The organism is Pseudomonas hamedanensis, from assembly GCF_014268595.2.
GTDB classification, from domain to species: domain Bacteria; phylum Pseudomonadota; class Gammaproteobacteria; order Pseudomonadales; family Pseudomonadaceae; genus Aquipseudomonas; species Aquipseudomonas hamedanensis.
Genome location: NZ_CP077091.1, coordinates 3,414,247 through 3,438,104, shown reverse-complemented (window position 1 = coordinate 3,438,104; position 23,858 = coordinate 3,414,247). Strand labels below are relative to the sequence as shown.

Below are 23,858 nucleotides of genomic sequence, written 5' to 3'. Positions count from 1 at the left end.
AATTTTTTTACCAGCGGCGTTCAAATCGGTATCAGAGCGTCGATACAGGGCCCTGTACGGCTCTTATAGAGTCGGAAATTTCCCGTTTCACGGCGCCTATGCCAAACTAACCCGCATATAGACAAGGTGAAAACTCTCTAATGGCCGATTGGCAGTCCCTCGATCCCGAGGCCGCTCGTGAAGCGGAAAAATACGAAAACCCTATTCCCAGCCGCGAACTGATCCTGGCGCACCTCGCCGATCGGGGTTCGCCTGCTGCCCGCGAGCAACTGGTCGAAGAGTTTGGTCTGACCACGGAAGACCAGATCGAAGCCCTGCGCCGCCGCTTGCGCGCCATGGAGCGCGATGCGCAACTGATCTATACCCGCCGCGGCACCTACGCGCCGGTAGACAAGCTCGATCTGATCCTCGGTCGCATCAGCGGTCACCGTGACGGTTTTGGCTTCCTGGTGCCGGACGATGGCAGCGACGATCTGTTCATGAGCCCGGCGCAAATGCGTCTGGTGTTCGACGGCGACCGTGCGCTGGCCCGTGTTTCCGGTCTCGACCGTCGCGGTCGCCGCGAAGGCGTGATCGTCGAAGTGGTATCCCGCGCGCACGAAACCATCGTGGGTCGCTACTTCGAAGAGGGCGGCATCGGCTTCGTCGTTGCGGATAATCCGAAAATCCAACAGGAAGTGCTGGTCACCCCAGGCCGTAACGCCAACGCGCAGATCGGTCAGTTCGTCGAGGTGAAAATCACCCACTGGCCGACGCCGCGCTTTCAGCCGCAAGGCGATGTGGTCGAAGTGGTCGGCAACTACATGGCGCCGGGCATGGAAATCGATGTCGCGCTGCGTACCTACGACATTCCGCACGTCTGGCCTGAAGCGGTTCTGAAAGAAGCGGCGAAGCTCAAGCCGGAAGTTGAAGAAAAAGACAAAGAGAAGCGCATCGACCTGCGCCATCTGCCGTTCGTCACCATCGACGGCGAAGATGCTCGCGACTTCGACGATGCGGTCTATTGCGAAGCCAAACCGGGCAAGCTGCGCCTGTTCTCCGGCGGCTGGAAGTTGTACGTGGCGATTGCCGACGTTTCCAGCTACGTGAAGATCGGCTCGGCGCTGGACAACGAAGCCCAGGTGCGCGGCAACTCGGTGTATTTCCCCGAGCGCGTGATCCCGATGCTGCCCGAGCAGCTGTCCAACGGCCTGTGCTCGCTGAACCCGCAAGTCGATCGTCTGGCCATGGTTTGCGAGATGACCATCTCCAAGTCTGGCGAAATGACCGACTACTGCTTCTACGAAGCGGTGATCCATTCCCACGCCCGTCTGACCTACAACAAGGTCAGTGCGATGCTGGAAACGCCGAAGGCTACCGAGGCGCGCAAATTGCGCGGCGAGTACACCGACGTCGTACCGCACCTCAAGCAGCTCTATGCCCTGTACAAAGTGTTGCTGGCCGCTCGTCACGTGCGTGGCGCGATCGATTTCGAGACGCAGGAAACCCGGATCATCTTCGGTTCCGAGCGCAAGATCGCCGAAATCCGTCCGACCGTCCGCAACGATGCGCACAAGTTGATCGAGGAGTGCATGCTGGCCGCCAACGTGGCCACCGCCGAATTCCTCAAGAAACACGAGATTCCTGCGCTGTACCGCGTTCACGCTGGTCCGCCGCCAGAGCGTCTGGAAAAGCTGCGCGCCTTCCTCGGTGAGCTCGGTTTGTCCCTGCACAAAGGCAAGGACGGTCCGTCGCCGAAGGATTATCAGGCCCTGCTCGCGAGCATCAAGGATCGTCCGGATTTCCACCTGATCCAGACGGTTATGCTGCGTTCGTTGAGTCAGGCGGTGTACAGCGCTGAAAACGATGGTCACTTTGGCCTGAATTACGAAGCCTATACCCACTTCACCTCGCCGATCCGTCGTTATCCGGATCTGCTCACGCACCGCGCGATCCGCAGCGTGATCCATTCGAAACAAGACACCCCGCACGTTCGCCGTGCCGGTGCGATGACCATTCCGAAGGCGCGCATCTATCCGTACGACGAGCCGGCGCTGGAGCAGCTCGGCGAGCAGTGCTCGATGAGCGAGCGCCGCGCCGACGAAGCGACCCGTGACGTAACGAACTGGCTCAAGTGCGAGTTCATGAAGGATCGCGTTGGCGAGTCGTTCCCGGGCGTAATCACCGCCGTGACCGGTTTTGGTCTGTTCGTCGAACTGACCGATATCTACGTCGAAGGCCTGGTGCACGTCACCGCGTTGCCTGGCGATTACTACCACTTCGATCCTGTGCATCACCGCCTGGCGGGCGAGCGCACCGGTCGCAGCTTCCGTCTTGGCGACACCGTTGAAGTACGCGTCATGCGCGTCGACCTCGACGAGCGCAAGATCGACTTCGAGATGGCGGAAAAAACCATCAGCGCGCCGATCGGTCGCAAAAAACGTGGCGCCGAAACCGCCGCGCCTGCTGCCAAGTCTGCGGAGGAAAAGGCTCCAGCGAAAACCGCCAGCCGTCGTCCGGCCAAGGAAAAGGTTGCCGAAGCCTATCGCCCAAGCGATGCCGTGGCGAAAAACGCGGAACTGCGTAAAAGCCGTGAATTGAAAAAGGCCTTGCTGGCCGATGCGAAAAACGGTGGTAAAGCGGCGTCCGGGGGAAAGACCGGGCGGTCGGCGCCTGAGGCGACCGGCGGCAAGCCAGCCAAACCGAGCAAACACCGTAAAGGCCCGCCGAAAGCGGGTTCTGCTCCAGCCAAAAGTGGCGGGGCGCGTAAACCGAAGGCGAAGTCATGAGTCAGTTGGAAAAAATCTACGGCGTTCACGCGGTAGAGGCGTTGCTGCGTCACCACCCTAAACGCGTCAAGCAGATCTGGCTGGCGGAAAGCCGCAACGATCCGCGCGTGCAGACGCTGGTGGAACTGGCCAATCAAAACCGGGTTCAGGTCGGCCAGGCCGAACGCCGTGAAATGGACGCCTGGGTTGAAGGCGTTCATCAGGGCGTGGTGGCGGAAGTCAGCCCGAGTCAGGTCTGGGGCGAGGCGATGCTCGACGAGCTGCTGGATCGCACCGAGGGCGCGCCGCTGTTGCTGGTACTCGATGGCGTAACCGATCCGCACAACCTCGGTGCCTGCCTGCGTTCGGCCGATGCGGCCGGCGCGCTGGCGGTGATCGTGCCGAAAGACAAGTCGGCTACTTTGACGCCGGTGGTTCGTAAGGTGGCCTGCGGCGCGGCGGAAGTGATTCCGCTGGTTGCGGTGACCAATCTGGCGCGTACCCTGGAAAAGCTCCAGCAACGTGGCCTGTGGGTAGTGGGCACGGCCGGTGAAGCTGAAGTCAGCATTTATGACCAGGACCTGACCGGCCCGACCATCCTGATCATGGGCGCTGAAGGCAAAGGTATGCGGCGCCTGACTCGCGAACATTGCGACTACCTCGTCAACCTGCCGATGGCCGGTAGCGTCAGCAGCCTCAATGTCTCGGTCGCAACCGGCGTATGCCTGTTCGAAGCCCAGCGCCAGCGTGGCGCGAAGGCCAAGGCTGCCGCGAAAAAAGCCTGACCTGCTGCAAATCCCTTGTAGGAGTGAGCCTGCTCGCGATAGCGGAGTTACATTCAGCATATTAAGTTGAATGTTGCACCTTCATCGCGAGCACGCTCACTCCTACATTGTTTTGTGGTGTGGCAAGAATTGGTGGTTGTTCAAATAATCACCAATTGCCTTGCGCCCCCGCAGTCCCTTCTCTACAATTGCGCCCCTTGCTGTGACGGCAGGCACGCATGTGCCCCGCGCCAGCAAGTCCATAAGTGTCATTCACTCCTTGTCTGACCGTTTTTGAGCGGCAGGCTACAACCCGTAAGGAGCATTCATGCGTCATTACGAAATCATCTTTCTGGTCCACCCGGATCAGAGCGAGCAAGTCGGCGGCATGGTTGAGCGTTACACCAAGCTGATCGAAGAAGACGGCGGCAAAATCCACCGTCTGGAAGACTGGGGCCGTCGTCAACTGGCCTACGCAATCAACAATGTTCACAAGGCTCACTACGTGATGCTGAACGTTGAGTGCACTGGCAAGGCCCTGGCCGAGCTGGAAGACAACTTCCGCTACAACGATGCAGTGATCCGTAACCTGGTCATCCGTCGCGACGAAGCCGTTACCGGCCAGTCCGAGATGCTCAAGGCTGAAGAAAACCGCAGTGAGCGCCGTGAGCGTCGCGACCGTCCTGAGCACGAAGGCGCCGAAGGCACCGACATTGATGACAGCGACAACAGCGATAACGCTGACGAGTAATCCACGGACCTTATTAAGGAGCCTATCAAATGGCACGTTTCTTCCGTCGTCGTAAATTCTGCCGCTTCACCGCTGAAGACGTGAAAGAGATCGATTACAAAGATCTCAACACTCTGAAAGCTTACGTATCCGAGACCGGCAAAATCGTTCCAAGCCGCATCACCGGTACCAAAGCTCGTTATCAGCGTCAGCTGGCCACCGCTATCAAGCGCGCCCGCTTCCTGGCCCTGCTGGCCTACACCGACAGCCACGGCCGCTGAGACCGGGCAGTCGACAAGTAGCAAAGGATTGAATGCATGCGTGCCTTAGCTGAGTTCATCATGCGCGGCCGCCTGCAGGCCACTCTCGTAGTGGCCGGGTGTGCAACATTGCCGTTGTTGTATTGGTTGGGTGCCGCCGCCGGGAGCCTTGTGCTGCTGCGGCGCGGATTGACGGACGCCCTCGGCGTTCTGTCCCTGGGACTGCTGCCGGCATTGATCTGGTGGCTGTATGCCGATGACCCACGGGCACTTCTGGTGCTGCTGGGTTCTTCGGGGCTTGCGTTGGTTTTGCGCGCAAGCGAATCCTGGGTCCGTACGCTGCTGGTCAGCGTGGCGATCGGGGTGGTGTTTTCAGTGGTGCTCGGCGTCGCGTTTGCGGCCCAGATCGAGATGCTCGCGCAGGCCCTTATAAAGGTCATGCCAGCGCTTCTCGGTGAGACCTACAAGCAATTGTCGGTCGATGAGCAAGCGCGTTTCGCGTCCCTGATTGCACCGGTCCTGACCGGACTGATTGCGGCTTTGTTGCAGATCGTCAGCGTGCTGAGCCTGATTGTCGGGCGGCATTGGCAGGCGTTGTTGTACAACCCGGGTGGTTTTGGTCGCGAATTTCGCGCCATCCGGATCCCGCTGGGGCCGGCGATGTTGCTGCTGGCGTTGATGCTTCTGGGCCCGAATCTCGGTGCACAGATGGCCATGTTGACGCCGTTGTGCAGTGTACCGCTGGTGTTCGCCGGACTCGCCCTGATTCACGGGCTGGTCGGGCAGAAGCGACTGGCCGGTTTCTGGCTGGTGGGGTTGTACGTCACGCTGCTGTTGTTCATGCAGCTGATCTATCCGTTGCTCGTGGTTCTGGCCATTGTCGACAGCCTGATTGATTTTCGCGGTCGTCACGTGTCGAAAGACACCGACAGCGCGAACGGTGAAGGTTAAAAGTTAGAGGATTTTCACATGCAACTGATCCTTCTGGAAAAAATCGCCAACCTGGGCAACCTGGGCGACAAAGTAAACGTTAAGGCCGGTTACGGCCGTAACTACCTGCTGCCTTTCGGCAAGGCTACCGCTGCGACCGCTGCCAACCTGGCTGCGTTCGAAGAGCGTCGCGCCGAGCTGGAAAAAGCTGCCGCAGACCGTAAAGCATCGGCTGAAAGCCGTGCTGCCCAACTGGCCGAGCTGGAAGTGACTATCACTGCCACCGCTGGCGACGAAGGCAAGCTGTTCGGTTCGATCGGTACTCACGACATCGCTGACGCACTGACCGCCTCCGGCGTTGAAGTTGCGAAGAGCGAAGTTCGTCTGCCGAACGGCACCATCCGCAACGTGGGTGAATTCGACGTGGCCGTGCACCTGCACGCCGAAGTTGAAGCCACCGTACGCGTTGTCGTGGTAGCAGCTTAAGCAACACGGATCGGCTGGCGGCTTGCCCGTCAGACGGTTAACATCGGGCACGATCCTGTTTACAGGTCGTGCCCTTTGTCTTTCTGAAACTCCTGCTTTTCACCTAATTCTCAAGTGGCCATGAACGATATCTCCGCTCCCGAGCAATACGATCTGCAAACCGCTGCCCTGAAGGTGCCGCCACATTCCATCGAGGCCGAACAGGCCGTACTCGGTGGTCTGATGCTGGACAACAACGCCTGGGAACGTGTGCTCGATCAAGTCTCCGACGGCGACTTCTACCGGCATGACCACCGTCTGATCTTCCGTGCGATCGCCAAACTGGCCGATCAGAACTCGCCGATCGACGTTGTGACCCTCGCCGAACAACTGGACAAGGAAGGCCAGACCTCGCAAGTCGGCGGTCTCGGTTACCTGGGCGAACTGGCGAAAAACACGCCGTCCGTCGCCAACATCAAGGCCTATGCGCAGATCGTTCGTCAGCGGGCGACCTTGCGTCAGTTGATCGGTATCAGCACCGAGATCGCCGACAGCGCGTTCAACCCTGAAGGCCGCACCGCCGAAGAGATCCTCGACGAAGCCGAACGGCAGATCTTCCAGATCGCCGAAGCGCGACCGAAGACTGGCGGTCCGGTCGGCGTCAACGAGCTGTTGACCAAGGCCATCGATCGCATCGACACCCTGTTCAACACCGACAACGCCATTACCGGCCTGTCCACCGGTTACACCGACCTCGACGAGAAAACCAGCGGCCTGCAACCCTCCGACCTGATCATCGTCGCCGGCCGTCCATCGATGGGCAAAACCACGTTCGCGATGAACCTGGTGGAAAACGCCGTGTTGCGCAGCGAAAAAGCCGTCCTCGTGTACTCCCTCGAGATGCCTGGCGAATCGCTGATCATGCGTATGCTGTCTTCGCTCGGCCGTATCGACCAGACCAAAGTGCGTTCCGGCCAACTGGAAGATGACGATTGGCCACGCCTGACTTCCGCAGTCAATCTGCTCAACGATCGCAAACTGTTCATCGACGACACCGCCGGCATCAGTCCTTCGGAAATGCGTGCGCGTACCCGACGTCTGGTGCGTGAACACGGCGATGTCGGCCTGATCATGATCGACTACCTGCAACTGATGCAGATCCCCGGTTCGAGCGGTGACAACCGGACCAACGAAATTTCCGAGATTTCGCGATCCCTGAAAGCCCTGGCCAAGGAATTCAACTGCCCGGTGGTTGCCCTGTCGCAGCTCAACCGTTCCCTCGAACAGCGCCCGAACAAGCGCCCGGTGAACTCCGACTTGCGTGAATCCGGAGCGATCGAGCAGGACGCCGACGTGATCATGTTCGTCTACCGCGACGAGGTGTATCACCCGGAAACCGAACACAAGGGCATCGCCGAAATCATCATCGGCAAACAGCGGAACGGCCCGATCGGTTTTATTCGCCTGGCATTCATCGGCAAATACACGCGCTTCGAAAACCTCGCCCCGGGCAGCTACAACTTCGACGACGACGAGTGACGGCTGGCCGAAGACATTCGGCCAGCCGTCTCGTTGCCTGATACCGCCGGCTCAGGCAGGCGTCTGAGCCGCCGATTCATCGGCAGGCGATGTCTCGACGGTGGTACGAGGTTGCAGCTCTTGCCGGGTCAGTTCCTGGATCAGCGCCGCTTCGGCAATCGCCAGTTGTGCCTGCCCATCGTTGGTCTGTGCAATGTACTGGGCTTCGGTCAGTTGCTCCTGAGCATACTGGCTGTCCAGTGCGGCTTGCCGGTCCTGAAAGGGCTGCCGACTGGCTTCGAATTGCGTCTGGTATTTGTAAATGACGAAATCCTGCCAGAAGTCCATGGACACCAACGCCTGAAATTCCTCAGGTGAATCATTCAGAACTATCACCTTGTTATAGGCGACCTCAAGCATGCCCGGTGTCACCTCGGCCATCAGGATAAAAGTCAGTGCCTGTGGCTGAAACGGTAATTGCAGCCGGTCCTTCAGGCCGAAGCGATACGCCATGGTCACTTCATGCTGATCGCGTATGCGGCGACGATGAACGTTGCGCTGTGCCTCGGATGTTGCCGGATCGTTGATAATCAACCGGCTGGAGGCGACGTGCGCGGCGGCGATGTCATCCACCTGTTTCAGGCGGAACAACCCTCTGGACAATGTCACCAGTGGCGCTCCGTTCTTATCCTGGCGGGCCTGCATACGTGCCTTGTGGGTTACCGCGAGGATTTGCAAATCGGTAAAGGTCGCTGCCGCGAGGTCGGTACAACCCGCTTCGCAAGCTCGATCAAACAGCTCTCTGCGCAGCGCCCGTGATTGCGCATCGTTGTCGGTCATGACATCGATCACTTCCCAGACCTGACGTCGAAAGTCAGCATGCCCGGAACGGCTTTCGATAATGTTGAAAAAACCGTCAGACCCTTCCAGCTCGCGCAACATCCGCCATTGCGCTCGCCGTGCGGTGACCTCGTCGGCGGAGAGTCCGCTAATCCATTGCTCACGCAGCTCCAGAGGATTGCGATCGGGTTGGCGTGCCACGAGCTGTGAGGACGTGACCAGGTTGGGGCCACGGTTCAATGCCAGCCCTGCGTCTCTGAGCCGTTGAACATAGCCTGCCAGTTGGGCGGCAGTGGTGTCGACGAGCGGGTTATTGGTCACCCGCGTGCTGTTGTTGGCCCGCACCGATTGCGCCAGGCGATCGGCAGGCGGCGCGGTGACGAAGTCCGGAATGGTGGTGATCCGGTTGTGGCTCAGGTTGATGGAGTCCAGCAGTGGCTGGTCGAACAGCCCCCTGGGCCAGCTGGAAATGCCCGTGGTCGACAGATCGATCGAACGCATGTCCGTTATCTGGCTGAAATCCGGCAAGACGCCCAATTGCGGGTTGTTGTTGAGCCAAAGCGCCCTGAGCGTAACCCGCCCGGCGAGGATCGCGGCCGTCTCATCGGTCAGCTGGAGCTGGTTGCCGTGGAGAAACAGGCGCGTCATTGCATGCATTTCCCCAACGGCCGGCGGCAGTTCCCTGAGCCGGTTGTTCGACATGTCCAGCCAGCGCAGATGCCGAAAGCGCGTCAGAAAACCTTCCGGGGATTCAGCCAGGTTCATTCGGGCCAGATTGAGTGAGCCGACGTGGCTGAAGTCGATGCTCAGGTCCGGCAGGGTCGGCAGTATCAGACCGCTGAGGTCCAGCTCCAGGCCAATCGGCGTGCCATCGACGGCGTGCTTTTGCGCGGTTTCCCGGCGCCAGCAGGCGATGATGCGATCCCGTGCCGCTGTACGGTCGTTGCGGGTCTGAGCGTTGATCTGTAACTGATTGGCGCGAACGTAGCGCTGGCGATTGCCGCCTCCGGAAAATACCCAATCATCGAGCTGACTTTTCAACTGGCCGAACTCCTGTTCCAGAGCCTCCAGCCGCCCGTTGACGCTATCCGCTTCCAGATTCCAGAGGAACTCCCGGCAGGCCTTGATGCTTTTAGCCGGGAACAGTTTTTTATAGCGCTGCGCCAGCGAGTTTTCACTGTCGAAGGCATCAGGACGTAGAGGGTCCATCAGCTCCGGATAGGCGTCGCTCAGTTGGCGCCAGTAGGCGTCGAAGTGGCGCCAGTAGTCGGACGGGAAATCGTTGCCCAGCAGCAGTGTCGCGCCGTTTATCCGGGCGATGCCTGGCATTTTTTCAAGCGTCGGCTCAAGCAGATGGCCTGGCACCTCCCGCAAGCGGTTATTGCGCAGGTCCAGGCCCGTCAGGGCAGATTTGTCCTCCAGCCCGGTCGGCCAATGACGGATGCCGGTGTTGTTCATGTTCACCGAAATCAAGCCAGCCATCGCGCTGAAATCCGGACACAGATCGAGTGACGGGTTATGGGACAGATCGATGATCGTCAGACGGCTCAGCGCGCTGAGTGTGGCCGCGCCTGGCTCATCCAGTTCAATGCGGTTGGCGCTCAGGTCCAGGCGGCGCAGAGAGTGCATTCCACCCACCACGGCGGGTAACGTCTTCAGCCCGCACTGGTTGATGGACAGCTGCTCCAGATTGGCAAAGTTGCCGAGAAAAGTGTCGGCGTCATCCGACCAGGTGATGGACAAGAGGTCGAGTCGCTTTACATGGCTGAAGTCCAGCGTCAACGCTGGGAGCGGACCGCTGCCTGCGGTGATCCTCAACGTTTGCACGGAATCGTCGAGCCAGCATGCCTTGATGATCCGGGCGACGCGTCGTGCCGATGTTTCGCCCGGGCTGCCGCTGGCCGTGCCGGTCTCTTGGGCCGCGACATAACCTTGCAACTGAGATTCGAGCAAATCCAGTTGTTCGATCCGTTGCGCCAGGAGCGTATCTGCATCGTCGCCCAAGGCGATTAAGTAGGCTCTGGCCTCTTGCGGGGTTTTATCCGGATACAGCCGTTGCACAATCGCCACTTCGGGAATGTCACTGTCGAGTCTGAACGCGCCCGGCAGGGGGTCGATGCCCGGATGCGACGGGGCGGCTGCCACGCGTTGCCAGAATGCTTCCAGCGTTTTCCAGTAACCGGCAGGAAAATCGTTGCGTTCGATCAGCGTGACGGCGTTGATCCGGTAGATCCGTTCAAACTGATCAGCAGCCGGCGCGACGAGTGCCTCAGGCACCTCGCGCAGAAGATTGTCGCGCAGGTCGAGCCGCTCGAGGCCGCTGTGCTGCGTCAGGCCGATGGGCCATTGCTCCAATTGCGTGCTACGCAGATTCAGTGTCTTGAGTCGCGACATGGCGCTGAAGTCAGGGTGTCTGCCCAACGGGTTAGCGGACAGGTCGATGTGCTCCAGAGTCACCATCGTGCCCAGGGCGGCGGCGGATTGTTCGTCGAGCTCCAGGCGATTGGCATGCAGATCCAGCGTCTGCAGATCGGGCATTCCGGTCATGGCAGCGGGCAGCTTATCCAGTCCGCAATCGGTGATGGACAGGCGTTGCAGGCCGGAAAAACCGTTAAGAAACGTTTCGCCAGTGCCTGACCAAAGGATCCCGTTCAGCTCCAGCGTGCGCACGTGGCTGAAATCTGCTGTCAGTGCCGGCAGCGTCGCGCTGGCGCCAGTCAGCTTCAGGATTGCGCCGGTCTCATGGCGCCAGCAGCGTTTGATCTCCAGCGCAACCCGTTGCGCCCACGCCTTGATGGCCGGCGATTGCGCGTTGGTCCCGGTCCAGTCCTGCAGAGCGTTTTTCAGGGTTTTGTAATCGGCTTCACGCCGCGTCAGTGCACCTGCGACATCGTCCCCCAGCGAACGCACATAGGCAGCGATCTGCTGCTCGTCAAACGTCGGAAACAGCTTTCGCACGCGCGACTCCGGGCTGTGCAGGCGGTTGGCAAGCGTGGCAAACCGGTCCGCCAGTCGTTGCGACAGCGTTCGTTGCGGTTCGCCACGGCGCATGCCGCCAACCCCTGCCACGTTGACGCCGACCCAGCCGTCGCGAGGGTCGCGAACGATCGCTTGCGAGCGACCCGGGCGGGAGGCCACGTACCGGTTGCCTTCGTCATGGGCAACCGGATCTTCAGTGCGCACGATCCGCAGCACCGGTACTGACGGTGATGACGAGTCAGCATCGTGCAGAACCTGATAGGCGTGCTCACCGATGACCACATAGAGCTTGTTATCGTGGTGAAACGTACCGTCGCCGCCAGGTTCGACGCCGGTAAAATCCAGTGCAGTCCGGAACGCTTCCAGCCGACTTGCGGACAGCGGGAAGAGGATCGGCTCCAGGTCGCTGCGCACTTCCCAGCGTCCGCTGATGGCATCGCGCACCAGCTCCGGGCCGGAGGGTAGTCGTTCGTTGGCCAAGGTGGCGCGTACCAGACCCGTTTGCGCGTCCGTCGCGACCTGTACGACCAAGCCGTCGGGCAAGTCGACATAGTGGCGTCCCTTGAATGTCCGCAGGCCTCGTTCGTCGGGAGCTGGAAGCCGTGCGGTGGCAGGTACCCGGTAGTGTTCAAGGGGTTGTGGTGCAGGCGTGGCAGGCGGTTGTGCGGGCGGATCGAATTCGTTGACGGTCACTCGCGGCGCGGGAAGGATGGCATCCAGCTCGGCCTCGTTAGCGGTCCTTGTCGATGTCGGCAGATTCTCGCGTGAAATGGCAAGTGAACCCGTGTCTGTCCGCGCGTGGGGGTCGAATTCCCGCGAATGGGGGATGGGCCGTGTCGTCACCGACGGGCTGACTTCGACTGTGGTGGTCTCTCTGACGGGTGGTTTGTTTTTCACTTTCATGTCCTTGAAAAGATGGTCCCGTCAGTTGCGCGAGTGGCGCACTGAAGGGACATTCGGCGTCATTGCCTGATGTTCGACGTCAGCACTGCAGGGCTGAATCGGCTGGTTACATGCCTGGCGACTTCATGTCGCCAGATCGAATATTTTGCGGGCCGTGCGACCGTCGATCGTTTCGCGCCAGATCGCCACATGGGGCAGACCGGCCTGCTCATCCCGGCGCTGGGAGGATGCGCCCCGTCCGGCCTGTTCAAGCGTTTTGAGGTGCCCGCCCTTGACCGTGAAGTTGAGGGCCAGGCTGTCGTGTTTGTCATAGTGGAAATGCGCTTCCCACAGTGGCGCGTCATCGGCGCGGTCGCTGATGGAATAAACGTCCAGGAACGACTTGTCGCGGCCTTTGCCGATTTGTTTGCGCTCTACGGTGCAGGTCACGCTGAGTGCTGCATGATCGAGTAGATAGTTCAGGCGCATGATGTCCAGCACGTCCCGGTTTTTGTACATGCGCACCAGAACCCGTTGGCCTTCGGCGCTCAGCGAATCGCCTGCGCTGCGCAGACGATCGGTGAGGCTCGTGAGCTCAGCGTCAGCGGCGGCCTCCGGGTGATGGGCTAACTGATGAGCATGCTCACTGAGCCGGTCGGCGGCCTTGCCCAGGTATTCGAGAATGTCCGTGGGATTGTCATGTCGCGATTCCCGAGTCTTGGCCTCGGCAAGGTGGCCGGCGACGTCGCTGAGCAAACGGTGCGCCTGCGCAACAAGCAGGGGCTTGGGCGTTTCGGCAGTCTGCGGACGCACCGGCAGCCATTCGCCCTGACGTTTTTCGTAGCGCTGCGGCTGGCCATCGGGGCGGAACGGATCCGCCACTTTGACGGTGATGTTGCCATCCGCAGCGACTTCCTTTTCACCCACCAGCACTTTGTAAAGACCGTGCTGGCGCGTGCGAAAGACTTTGCGCGCAGGGGCGGGCGTCGCCGTTTCGGTGCTGAGCGTCTGCCTGGGAACAAAGTCGAAGTCGATATCCTGATCGAGGCTGAGTGGCTCGCCACGGCGGCGGAACGTGGCGAAGATATCGCTCAGTTTGCTGTCGATGCGCTGCTCGAAAGGCTCGATAAGACTGATGATCTCTTTGATATACCCCGCGTTCTCAGGGCTGGCGGAGGACAGCAGTGACGCAAAGTGCTGTTTTTCCGCCCTGATCTGACTGTCGGCCAGCATCAGTGCCATTGGCTGTTGCGGTTCGGCAATGTTGTTCAGATCGTTGGCGAACAGGTCAATCGCCAGCAAGGTTTGCATGCCTTTTGCCGGCGGGTTCTCGGGATTGTCCGAGAGTAGACAAAGATAGGCGGTCAGCTTGTTACGGTTGACCAGGTCGAAGCCCGGAACAGCGTTGAAATCTTCGTCGAACTGAAAACTGGTGCGCGGGGCGGCTTTGCTCAACTGATCGATGACCCCTTGGCGGTCTTCGAGCAGCTTCAGCTTCTTGTTCATGTGTGTGATGATTTTCTTGAAGTTGTCAGCGGTCAGTGCCGTGACCGTGGGCCTGATCCTCAAATCCATCACCGCCATCAACCGGTTGAGGTACTCGACTCGCTCCAGCTGGAAGGTGTGCAATTCTTCGTTGTAGAGGGCTCTGGTTTTAACGCGGATCAGGCCGTCCTTGTTGTCGATAAACGACTGTACGAAGGTGGTCTGGAGTTTGACGTGCTTGATCAGCTGTATCTCGACGGCGACCAGCGCGGCGGTCTTCGCGTCACTACCCTCGGCCTGTTGCCGTGACTCGGCGAAAAGCGTGTTGTACCGGGCCGCCGAGTGCTTCAAGTCACCGTGGGCCGCGGCCATGGCCGTGTACATGATTTGCAGCTCGGCGACGCTCACTTGCGGTTGTGGATTACGCCGCATGCCACCGTTGAGTCCGGGGTGGGCAGCGACCCAGATGTGGGCCGGATTGCGCGTAATGGCCAGCGTTTGGCCAATTCGACTGGCGTGATAGACGTTGCTACTGTCGGCCGCGACCGGATCTGGGGACCGGGCGATACGCCAGACTTTTTGCGCCGGCGTGGACGCATCGAGATCCTGCAAGACCTGATAACCGCGGTTGTCGATAACCACGTAAAGCTTGCCGTCATGGTGGAACACGCCGTCGCTGTCGGCAGTGGCAGTGCTGAAGTCCAGGTCCGTGACGAAGGCCTGCAGACGTGTGCCGGTCAATGGTGCGATGGCATCGTTGTCATTCATCGATCTCCAGCGCCTGCTGTCACGATCGCGAATCAGCGTCGGTCCCGAAGGCGTGAGTTCGCTCGGCAGTCTGGCCCGGTACAGCCCCGTGTCCGGGTCTTGTGCTACTTGTACGACACGGCCGTCGTTCAGGTCGACGTAGCGGCGTCCCTTGAAAGTCCTGAAGCCCTCGACATCGGCGCTCGGCAATGCAGCGTTTGCACTGAGTGTGTATTGCTCCAGCGGCGCCGTCGGGGATGTCGGAGGCGTAACGGTCAGGGGCTGCTCGCTGACCGTTACTGCCGGTGCGGGCAGGATGGCATCCAGGTCAGCGGTTCCGGTCGGGCTGTCCGTGCGTGGCGGATTGCGTGTCGTCGTGGTCAGGCCAGGGCCGGTGCGGACCGGCGTGTCGGACAGATGCCCGTCGACCGGGTTCTTCGGTGGCGCGTGGACATCGACCGAGACATTGACTCGGGTGGAGGGCTTTACTGCCATGTGTTGTTCATCCTTGAAACAATGATTGCATCAGCGCCGTTCAATCGGCGACTGGACCGCGTGGGTTGTGTGTCGTTTGCGAAGAAGTGGAGGCTTCACCGGCTCGGGGAGGCACCGCCAGATCGAAAATTCTTTGCGCGGTGCGTCCGTCGAGTTGTTCGCGCCAGATGGGGGTGTGTTTGCGGCCTTCCATTTCTTCTTTGCGTTGTGATAAACGCCCTTTCTGACTCTGCTCAAGGATTTTCAGGTGAGCGCCGCGCACGTTGAAGTCCGACTTTGGGGCATGCTGGGTCGCGTAGTGAAAATGCGCTTGCCAGAGCGCTTTGCCATCGGTGACATCGTGGATTGAGTAGATGTCGAGAAACTCTTTGCTCTGGCCCTTGCCTCGTGGTGACCGGTGGTGGTTTTCAACTACACGAACCTGTCCCTTGTCGATCAGATAAATCAGCCGTTCGGCGCTCAAAAAGTTTTTGTCCTTGTAGATCCGCAGGCGAATGTTTTCGCCTTCCTGGCGCAGGCGCTTACCGTCTCCCTTCAAGCTTCGTATCAGGTCGCCGGCATTAGGGTCGGTCTGCTCAAAAAGCTGAAGCTCCAGGACCAGGTCATCCAGCACATTAGCTTTGCTCTCGAGCATTTCGACGATGTTGTCCGGATTGTTTTTCCGGCGCTCTTCGTTCAGGGCCGCCTGTACATGCGCGTCCGACTGCGCCAGATGCTGGCGGGCTTCCTGGATCAGCGTTGACAGCTCCTTTTGCGTGGGCGTGCGCACCGGTTGCCATTCGCCGGCCCTTCGTTCATAGGTCTGTAAAGGCTGATCGGGGTTAAGAGGATTGCGGACCTCAATAATCTCTTCGCCCTGCGCAGTGTGTCGTGATTCGCCGACATTGATCTTGTAGACGCCGTGCTTTTTGGCTCGAAAAATACGCCTGGGCCGGGGGGCGGTGCCGCTTCTGTCTTGTGGCGGGATGAAGTCGAAATCAATTGGTTGTTCGTGGAAGGGCAGCGCTGGACGCTCAGTCTGTTTCTCGTGATAGCGTTTCAGGCGATGCGCGAGCGTTTCTTCGAACAGCTCCAGTTGCGTGATAATTTCATCGCGTGAGGCGAGTTGTTGCGGGCCAGGTGCCAGGTCCAGTCGTTCGTACCAGTCGCGGATGGCGGCGCATTGCCCCGACAGCTCGCTCAGAACGGCAGGGCGCGAGCCGTCTGGAATCCTGTCGAGTGCGCCATATATAAACGTTGCCTGACCAAACTGCGCCGCCAGCTCAGAAGCCTGCGGGGCGGTACCGGTCGATTGGGGGTTGTCCAGCGTCAGGCTTTTGGCCAGGACCCACGAAGCGACGACGTTATGAGTATCCATGGGTGAAAGGATGTCGCCACTCAAGTCGTCAGGCGAGAGCCGCCATTTTTTAATCAGATTATCGGCAATCCTTTGTCGCGCCTTCATCCGGCTGATTATCCGGGTCAGGAAGTCTATGGTCCCCTGGAGCCTGTCTGGGTGGACGTCGAGCAAAGGGCCCTCGAGTGCCCGGCGCGTCAGGCTGCATTCGACCAGTTGTTGATAGGCGAGCATTTGCCTTTTTTGCAGCGCAATGACGCTCTGGTTGTAGACGGCTTCTGTAATGAGAGCCTTTATGACGGACTTGTTGTCTGTGTAGTAGTTATAGGCCTCATCAAGCCTCGCCAGCTCTTGCTTATTGTGTGATTTGCGCTCACGCAGTGCCTGTTTTTCGTTTTTGACGATGTCGGCTCGATTGCCTTGTGAATCCCTTGCGGTCATCCATGCAGCTATCAGTCGCTGATTTTCATCGTGATCTTTATTGATGGTCTCGGTGAATTGTTCAAGCTTGCTCGCCGCTTCCAGGCGCTGAACTATTAATTGTTCGGGCGCTGCACTGCGCCGCATTCCGGCGGCACCTGGCACAACAATGCCCTGCCAACCGTGGCGAGAGTCGAAAACGACCGGCTCCGAGCTGCCGTCACGTGTTGCGACATACACATTGTGCTCGTGCGTGGCGATCGGGTCTTCCGGGCGGACGATGCGCATCACTGTCGTGTGCGGCGACGACGCGTCAAGATCGTGCAGCATCTGATAGGTGTGGTTCTCGATAACCGCGTAAAGTTTCCCGTTGGTGGAATACAGGCCATGACTGTCCGGTTCCAGGTCGCTGACATCGAGGTCGCTGCGAAATCGTTGCAAGCGTGCCGCAGATAACGGGTAGGTCGCGGGCGACAATTGTTCGACCGGTCGCCAGACTCTGCTTTCGGGATCGGATTGCAGCTTCGGCCCGGAAGGGTTCAGCTCGTTGGGCAGCTTCGCCTGGTAGAGGCCGGAGACAGGGTCCAGAGCCACCTGTACGGCGCCATTTTCTGGCACGTTCACGTAGTGGCGTCCCCTGTAAACCGAAATACCGTCGGCATTCGGGGCCGGCAGCACGATCGAGGGGTGTATCCAGTAATCCTTCAACGGACGTGCAACCATCGCAGGTGCAGGCCCGGGTTCGGTTGTGGCGTTGACCGTGACCCGCGCAGGCGCAGGCGTGATGGCGTCAAGGTCGGTACCCGCGGTTGTCCGGCCGCCTGTCGACGTCCGTGTGGGAATCCAGTGCACCGACCCGCCGCCGTGAGGCGACGGATAATCGGGCCGGATTGTCGGGCTGTCGGGACCGGGCCTGGGCTGGACGTGCACCTCGACAGTGGTTTTGCCCCGAGCGGGCGGTTTCAGTGGCATTGCCTGTCATCCTTTAACGTTCACGCCGTGATATCCGCACAAACGGATATCGACGGGTGGTCGGCTTCCTTGCCGTTCTGTGTGTCGTGCGTTCCGGTAAAACGTGTCATCTTCCGGGCAGTTTGACGTGGCGGGCGGCTTCATCGAGAAACCGACCATTGCCGTCGGAATTGGTCAAAATTTGTGCTATATTCCGCGCCCGCGATTTTTCACTTCAACACCGGTCGTCGACATGCAAGCAGCCAAGCCGTTATTTGACTATCCAAAATATTGGGCCGAATGTTTCGGGCCAGCGCCATTCCTGCCGATGAGCAGGGAGGAGATGGATCAGCTTGGCTGGGATTCGTGTGACATCATCATTGTTACCGGAGATGCCTACGTCGATCATCCGTCGTTCGGCATGGCAATCATCGGCCGGCTGCTGGAGTCGCAAGGCTTCCGCGTCGGGATCATTGCCCAGCCCAACTGGCAGTCCAAAGACGATTTCATGAAGCTCGGCGAGCCGAACCTGTTCTTCGGCGTCGCGGCCGGCAACATGGACTCGATGATCAACCGCTACACCGCGGACAAGAAAATCCGCTCCGACGATGCCTACACCCCGGGTGGCATGGCCGGCAAGCGTCCGGACCGCGCGAGCCTGGTCTACAGCCAGCGCTGCAAAGAAGCGTACAAGCACGTGCCGATCGTGCTTGGCGGCATCGAAGCTTCGCTGCGCCGCATCGCTCACTATGACTATTGGCAGGATCGCGTGCGTAACTCGATCCTGATCGACGCCAGCGCCGACATTCTGCTGTACGGCAACGCCGAGCGGGCCATTGTCGAGGTCGCCCAGCGTCTGTCGTGGGGCCACAAGATCGAAGACATCACCGATGTGCGCGGCACCGCGTTCATCCGTCGTGACACGCCGCAGGGCTGGTACGAAGTCGACTCCACGCGCATCGACCGTCCGGGCAGGGTCGACAAGATCATCAACCCGTACGTCAATACTCAGGACACTCAGGCCTGCGCCATCGAGCAGGAAAAGGGTCCGGTCGAGGATCCGCAGGAAGCCAAGGTCGTGCAGATTCTGGCCAGCCCGCGCATGACTCGCGACAAGACGGTGATCCGCCTGCCGTCGATGGAAAAGGTGCGCAACGACCCGGTTCTTTACGCCCACGCCAACCGCGTGCTGCACCTGGAAACCAACCCGGGCAACGCCCGCGCGCTGGTGCAGAAGCATGGCGAGGTCGATGTCTGGTTCAACCCGCCGCCCATTCCGATGACCACCGAAGAAATGGACTACGTGTTCGGCATGCCTTACGCCCGTGTTCCGCACCCGGCGTACGGCAAGGAGAAGATTCCGGCCTACGACATGATCCGTTTCTCGGTGAACATCATGCGCGGCTGCTTCGGCGGCTGCACTTTCTGCTCGATCACCGAGCATGAGGGCCGGATCATCCAGAACCGTTCCGAAGAGTCGATCATTCGCGAAATCGAAGAGATCCGCGACAAGGTCCCGGGCTTCACCGGTGTGATTTCCGATCTCGGCGGCCCGACCGCGAACATGTACCGCATCGCCTGCAAAAGCCCGGAAATCGAATCCGCGTGCCGCAAGCCGTCCTGCGTGTTCCCGGGGATCTGTCCGAACCTGAACACCGACCACTCGTCGCTGATTCAGCTGTATCGCAGTGCCCGTGCGTTGCCAGGCGTGAAGAAAATCCTCATTGCTTCCGGCCTGCGTTACGACCTCGCGGTCGAGTCGCCGGAATACGTCAAGGAGCTGGTGACCCACCACGTCGGCGGTTACCTGAAGATTGCCCCGGAACACACCGAGGAAGGTCCGCTCAACCAGATGATGAAACCGGGCATCGGCAGCTATGACAAGTTCAAGCGCATGTTCGAGAAGTACACCAAGGAAGCGGGCAAGGAGCAGTACCTGATTCCGTACTTCATCGCCGCTCACCCGGGCACCACCGACGAAGACATGATGAACCTGGCCCTGTGGCTCAAGGGCAACGGCTTTCGTGCCGATCAGGTGCAGGCGTTCTATCCCTCGCCGATGGCCACCGCTACCGCGATGTACCACTCGGGCAAGAACCCGCTGCGCAAGGTGACTTACAAAAGCGACGGCGTGACCATCGTCAAGAGCGAAGAGCAGCGTCGTCTGCACAAGGCGTTCTTGCGGTATCACGATCCGAAAGGCTGGCCGATGCTGCGTGAAGCGCTGGTGCGCATGGGCCGGGCCGATCTGATCGGTTCGGGCAAGGATCAGCTGATCCCGGCGCATCAGCCGGCGACTGACAGCTACCAGAGCGCCCGTCGCAAGAACTCGACCCCGGCCGGCAGCCACAAGGTCGCGAAAGAGAAAACCACCAAGATCCTCACCCAGCACACCGGCCTGCCGCCGCGTGCCAGTGATGGCGGTAACCCCTGGGACAAGCGTGAACAGGCCAAGGCCGCCGCGTTCGCCCGCAATCAGCAGGCGGCCAAGGAGCGCAAGGATGCGGCCAAAGGCAAAGGGCCGAAGCCGACGCGCAAGCCGGTAGTGCCACGCTAAACAGAACGCCAACCTTCGGGTTGGCGTTTTGCTGATCGTCCCCACGCTCTGCGTGGAATGCCTCTTGGGACGCTCCGCGTCCCAGCCTTCACCCGGTGTCAGTTCGAGCGAAGCTATGACGCAGAGCGTCAAGGGCTGCATTCCCGCGCAGAGCGAGGGAACGAGAAGAAAAAGAGGGTTGAAGCCACTGGCCTCTACGCGAGCAGGCTCGCTCCCACAGGGGCTGCATTGCGAATGTGGGAGCGAGCCTGCTCGCGAAGAGGCCTGCTCAGGCAGCCTGCATCCCATGCCTGCCACAAATAGAAGCAAACTCACCAAAGCATTTCCCCGCATCGCCCGGTTTTGGTGCTGTACTGCCTTGAGCATTTCGCGAAATCGCCCGGACCTGTGCATGGCATAAGTCTTGCGCGCTTTCCCATACGCCCAGGCTCGCAGGAGGCACGCCGTGTCGATTCATGTCGCATTGCATCACGTCACGCATTACCGCTACGACCGCGCTGTCGAACTCGGCCCGCAGATCGTACGCCTGCGCCCGGCTGCTCACAGCCGCACGCGGATTCTGTCCTATGCGCTGAAAGTTTCGCCCGAGCAGCACTTCATCAACTGGCAGCAGGACCCTCAGGGCAACTACCTCGCGCGTCTGGTATTCCCCGAGAAAACCAGTGAGCTGCGCATTGAAGTCGACCTGCTGGCCGAGATGGCGGTGTTCAACCCCTTCGACTTTTTCCTCGAACCCTACGCCGAGTACATTCCTTTTACATATGCCACCGACGAGCGCAAGGAACTGGCGCCGTACCTCGAAACCCTGCCGCTGACGCCGGCGTTCAAGGCCTATCTGGACGGTATCGACCGCACGCCGCTGCCGGCAGTGGATTTTCTGGTCGCGCTCAATCAGCGGCTGAGCGAAGACATCGGTTATCTGATTCGCATGGAGCCGGGTGTACAAACCCCGGAGCACACCCTCGAACAGGCCTCTGGCTCTTGCCGCGACTCCGCGTGGCTATTGGTGCAGCTGTTGCGCAATCTTGGGCTGGCCGCACGGTTTGTCTCCGGCTACCTGATTCAACTGACCGCCGATGTGAAGAGCCTCGACGGCCCGTCCGGCACCGACGTCGACTTCACCGACCTGCACGCCTGGTGCGAGGTGTACCTGCCGGGTGCGGGCTGGATCGGCCTTGACGCCACCTCCGGGCTGTTCGCCGGCGAAGGACATATTCCGTTGGCCTGCAGTCCCGATCCGTCCTCGGCGGCGCCGATCAGTGGTCTGGTCGAACCGTGTGAGTGTCAGTTCAGCCACGACATGTCAGTCGAGCGAATCTGGGAGGCGCCCCGCGTCACCAGGCCCTACACCGATGAGCAATGGCTGGCGATCCAGGCATTGGGCAAGCAGATCGACGCCGATCTGCTCGAAGGCGATGTGCGCCTGACCATGGGCGGCGAGCCGACCTTTGTGTCCATCGACGATCCCGACGGCGCCGAGTGGAACACCGCCGCGCTGGGGCCGGACAAGCGCCGGCTATCGGCCGAATTGTTCCAGCGTCTGCGCAGTCACTACGCGCCTGAGGGCTTGGTGCATTTCGGCCAGGGCAAGTGGTATCCCGGTGAGCAATTGCCGCGCTGGTCGCTCAATTGTTATTGGCGCCGCGATGGCGTGCCGATCTGGCAAAACACTGCGCTGATCGCTGACGAGCAGGAGGATTATGGTGCCGATGGCGCTTTGGCCGGACGCTTTCTGGCGAGCGTCGCCGAGCGGCTGAAATTACCCGCACGTTTTGTCTTCCCGGCCTACGAGGACAATTTCTATTACCTCTGGCGCGAAGGCACCTTGCCCGGCAATGTCAGTGCCGAAGATTCGCGTCTGGAGGAGCCGCTGGAGCGCGCCCGGCTGCGCAAAGTCTTCAGTCAGGGCCTGAACAAGGTGATCGGTCAGGTGTTGCCATTGGCGCGCATGGCCAAGGGCGATCAATGGCAGAGCGGGCGTTGGTATCTGCGCGATGAACATTGCCGTCTGGTGCCCGGCGATTCGCCGCTGGGGTATCGCCTGCCGCTGGCGTCGCAGCCTTGGGTGAAAGCGGCGGAATATCCGTTCATCCATCCCAACGATCCGAATCAGGACTTTGCTGAACTGCCGGATCCCGCGCAGCTTGGTGTTCATGGCGAACCTGCTGCGGTGGATGAACGCGTGCCGAAAATCGATGAGTCCGCCGACTGGCTGACCCGCACCGCATTTTGTGCCGAGGCCCGCGAGGGACGGCTCTATCTGTTCATGCCGCCGCTGGAGCGCGTCGAGGATTATCTGGAACTGGTCGCGGCCATCGAAGCTACCGCTGCGGAGCTACGCTGCCCGGTGCTGTTGGAGGGCTACGAGCCGCCGAGCGATCCACGTCTGAACAATTTCCGCATCACTCCGGACCCTGGCGTGATCGAGGTCAATGTGCAGCCGTCGGCGACTTGGGACGAGTTGGTCGAGCGCACTGAATTCCTCTATGAACAAGCGCGACAAACCCGCCTGACCACCGAGAAATTCATGATCGATGGACGCCACACCGGCACCGGTGGCGGCAACCATTTCGTTCTTGGCGGCGCAACACCAGCGGATTCACCCTTTCTGCGTCGGCCGGATCTGCTGCGCAGCCTGATCAGTTACTGGCACAACCATCCATCGCTGTCGTACCTGTTTTCCGGGCTGTTCATCGGCCCGACCTCCCAGGCGCCACGGGTCGATGAGGCGCGTAATGACGCGTTGTACGAACTGGAAATTGCCTTCGCACAAATGCCCGAACCGGGCGCAGAGTGCGCGCCGTGGCTGGTCGATCGACTGTTGCGCCATTTGCTGATCGATGTCACCGGCAATACCCATCGTGCCGAATTCTGCATCGATAAACTTTATTCGCCAGACGGCGCCACCGGGCGTCTCGGCTTGCTGGAACTGCGCGCCTTTGAAATGCCGCCGCATGCGCGCATGAGTCTGGCTCAGCAGTTGTTGCTGCGAGCCTTGGTCGCACGCTTCTGGCGCGAGCCTTACGCACCGCCGAAACTGGCGCGCTGGGGCACCGAGCTGCACGATCGCTTCCTGCTGCCGCACTTTATCGAGCAGGATTTCGCCGACGTCATTGTCGACCTCAACAACGCCGGTTATCCGTTGCGCGCGGAGTGGTTCGCCGCGCATCTGGAATTTCGTTTTCCCAAGGTCGGCGATTACGCCGTCAACGGCATCGAGCTGGAATTGCGGCAAGCTCTTGAACCTTGGCACGTGCTGGGCGAGGAGGGTACGGCGGGCGGCACGGTGCGCTATGTCGATTCGTCGCTGGAGCGTTTGCAGGTCAAACTCAACGGCCTGACGCCGCAGCGGTATCTGCTGACCTGTAATGGTGTCGCGGTACCGTTGCACCCGACCGGTCGTGTCGGCGAGTTCGTCGCCGGGGTGCGTTATCGCGCCTGGCAACCGGCCAACTGCCTGCACCCGACCATCCCGGTGCACGCACCGCTGGTGTTCGACCTGCTCGACACCTGGATGGGCCGTTCGCTGGGCGGTTGCCAATATCATGTTGCCCACCCCGGTGGGCGCAATTACGAGACGTTGCCAGTCAATGCCAATGAAGCAGAGAGTCGGCGCATGGCGCGGTTTTTCCGTCTCGGCCACACGCCAGGGAAACTTCCGATACCGAAAGTGGAAATCAGTGACGAGCTGCCGATGACAATCGATCTGCGCCGTTTCTGAGTCATACATTTCATGCGGATTTTTCAACTAT

At 60.2% G+C, this 23,858-nt stretch carries 12 protein-coding genes; 9 read left to right on the top strand and 3 right to left on the bottom strand.

What is annotated here, in order from left to right; translation table 11 throughout:
- The first annotated feature begins 140 nt into the window (after positions 1-140).
- From rnr to dnaB, 7 genes are all read left to right on the top strand, one after another.
- The gene (rnr, locus tag HU739_RS14870) at positions 141-2,768 is read left to right on the top strand and encodes a ribonuclease R (protein ID WP_186547641.1); all 2,628 of its coding nucleotides are present in this window, start codon (positions 141-143) and stop codon (positions 2,766-2,768) included.
- Entirely contained in the window at positions 2,765-3,532 is a 768-nt protein-coding gene (rlmB, locus tag HU739_RS14865; protein WP_186547639.1) for a 23S rRNA (guanosine(2251)-2'-O)-methyltransferase RlmB, read from the top strand. Before rnr ends, rlmB begins: the two co-directional genes overlap by 4 nt.
- Before the next feature lie 307 nt (positions 3,533-3,839).
- A complete protein-coding gene (gene rpsF / locus HU739_RS14860; RefSeq protein ID WP_186547637.1) occupies positions 3,840-4,262 on the top strand; it encodes a 30S ribosomal protein S6 in 423 nt (140 codons plus the stop codon).
- A 29-nt stretch (positions 4,263-4,291) separates the two neighbouring features.
- Complete coding sequence (gene rpsR, locus HU739_RS14855) at positions 4,292-4,522, top strand: 30S ribosomal protein S18 (RefSeq protein ID WP_002551829.1); 231 nt, start codon at positions 4,292-4,294, stop codon at positions 4,520-4,522.
- A gap of 36 nt (positions 4,523-4,558) precedes the next feature.
- Positions 4,559-5,452, top strand: coding sequence for a hypothetical protein (locus tag HU739_RS14850; protein ID WP_186547635.1), 894 nt, complete (start codon positions 4,559-4,561; stop codon positions 5,450-5,452).
- Between the two features lie 18 nt (positions 5,453-5,470).
- Entirely contained in the window at positions 5,471-5,917 is a 447-nt protein-coding gene (rplI, locus tag HU739_RS14845; protein WP_003186385.1) for a 50S ribosomal protein L9, read from the top strand.
- Between the two features lie 120 nt (positions 5,918-6,037).
- Complete coding sequence (dnaB, locus tag HU739_RS14840; RefSeq protein WP_186547633.1) at positions 6,038-7,435, top strand: replicative DNA helicase; 1,398 nt, start codon at positions 6,038-6,040, stop codon at positions 7,433-7,435.
- Between the two features lie 51 nt (positions 7,436-7,486).
- Here the strand turns inward: dnaB and HU739_RS14835 are convergent, their stop codons facing one another.
- The 3 genes from HU739_RS14835 to HU739_RS14825 all read right to left on the bottom strand — a co-directional run bounded on the left by HU739_RS14835 (position 7,487) and on the right by HU739_RS14825 (position 17,570).
- Positions 7,487-11,926 (bottom strand): NEL-type E3 ubiquitin ligase domain-containing protein, encoded by a 4,440-nt coding sequence (locus HU739_RS14835; protein WP_225922738.1) that lies wholly within the window; start codon positions 11,924-11,926, stop codon positions 7,487-7,489.
- A 333-nt stretch (positions 11,927-12,259) separates the two neighbouring features.
- Positions 12,260-14,842, bottom strand: a complete 2,583-nt coding sequence (locus tag HU739_RS14830) for a hypothetical protein (RefSeq protein ID WP_225922737.1) — start codon at positions 14,840-14,842, stop codon at positions 12,260-12,262.
- Between the two features lie 40 nt (positions 14,843-14,882).
- Positions 14,883-17,570, bottom strand: a complete 2,688-nt coding sequence (locus tag HU739_RS14825) for a hypothetical protein (protein WP_186547628.1) — start codon at positions 17,568-17,570, stop codon at positions 14,883-14,885.
- A gap of 232 nt (positions 17,571-17,802) precedes the next feature.
- Here HU739_RS14825 and HU739_RS14820 point away from each other — a divergent pair, with 232 nt between their 5' ends.
- Together HU739_RS14820 and HU739_RS14815 are read left to right on the top strand one after the other, a co-directional pair.
- Positions 17,803-20,106: a YgiQ family radical SAM protein gene (locus tag HU739_RS14820; RefSeq protein WP_186547626.1), complete on the top strand. Its 2,304-nt coding sequence runs from the start codon at positions 17,803-17,805 to the stop codon at positions 20,104-20,106.
- A gap of 445 nt (positions 20,107-20,551) precedes the next feature.
- Positions 20,552-23,827: a transglutaminase family protein gene (locus HU739_RS14815; protein WP_186547624.1), complete on the top strand. Its 3,276-nt coding sequence runs from the start codon at positions 20,552-20,554 to the stop codon at positions 23,825-23,827.
- The last annotated feature ends 31 nt before the right edge of the window (positions 23,828-23,858 follow it).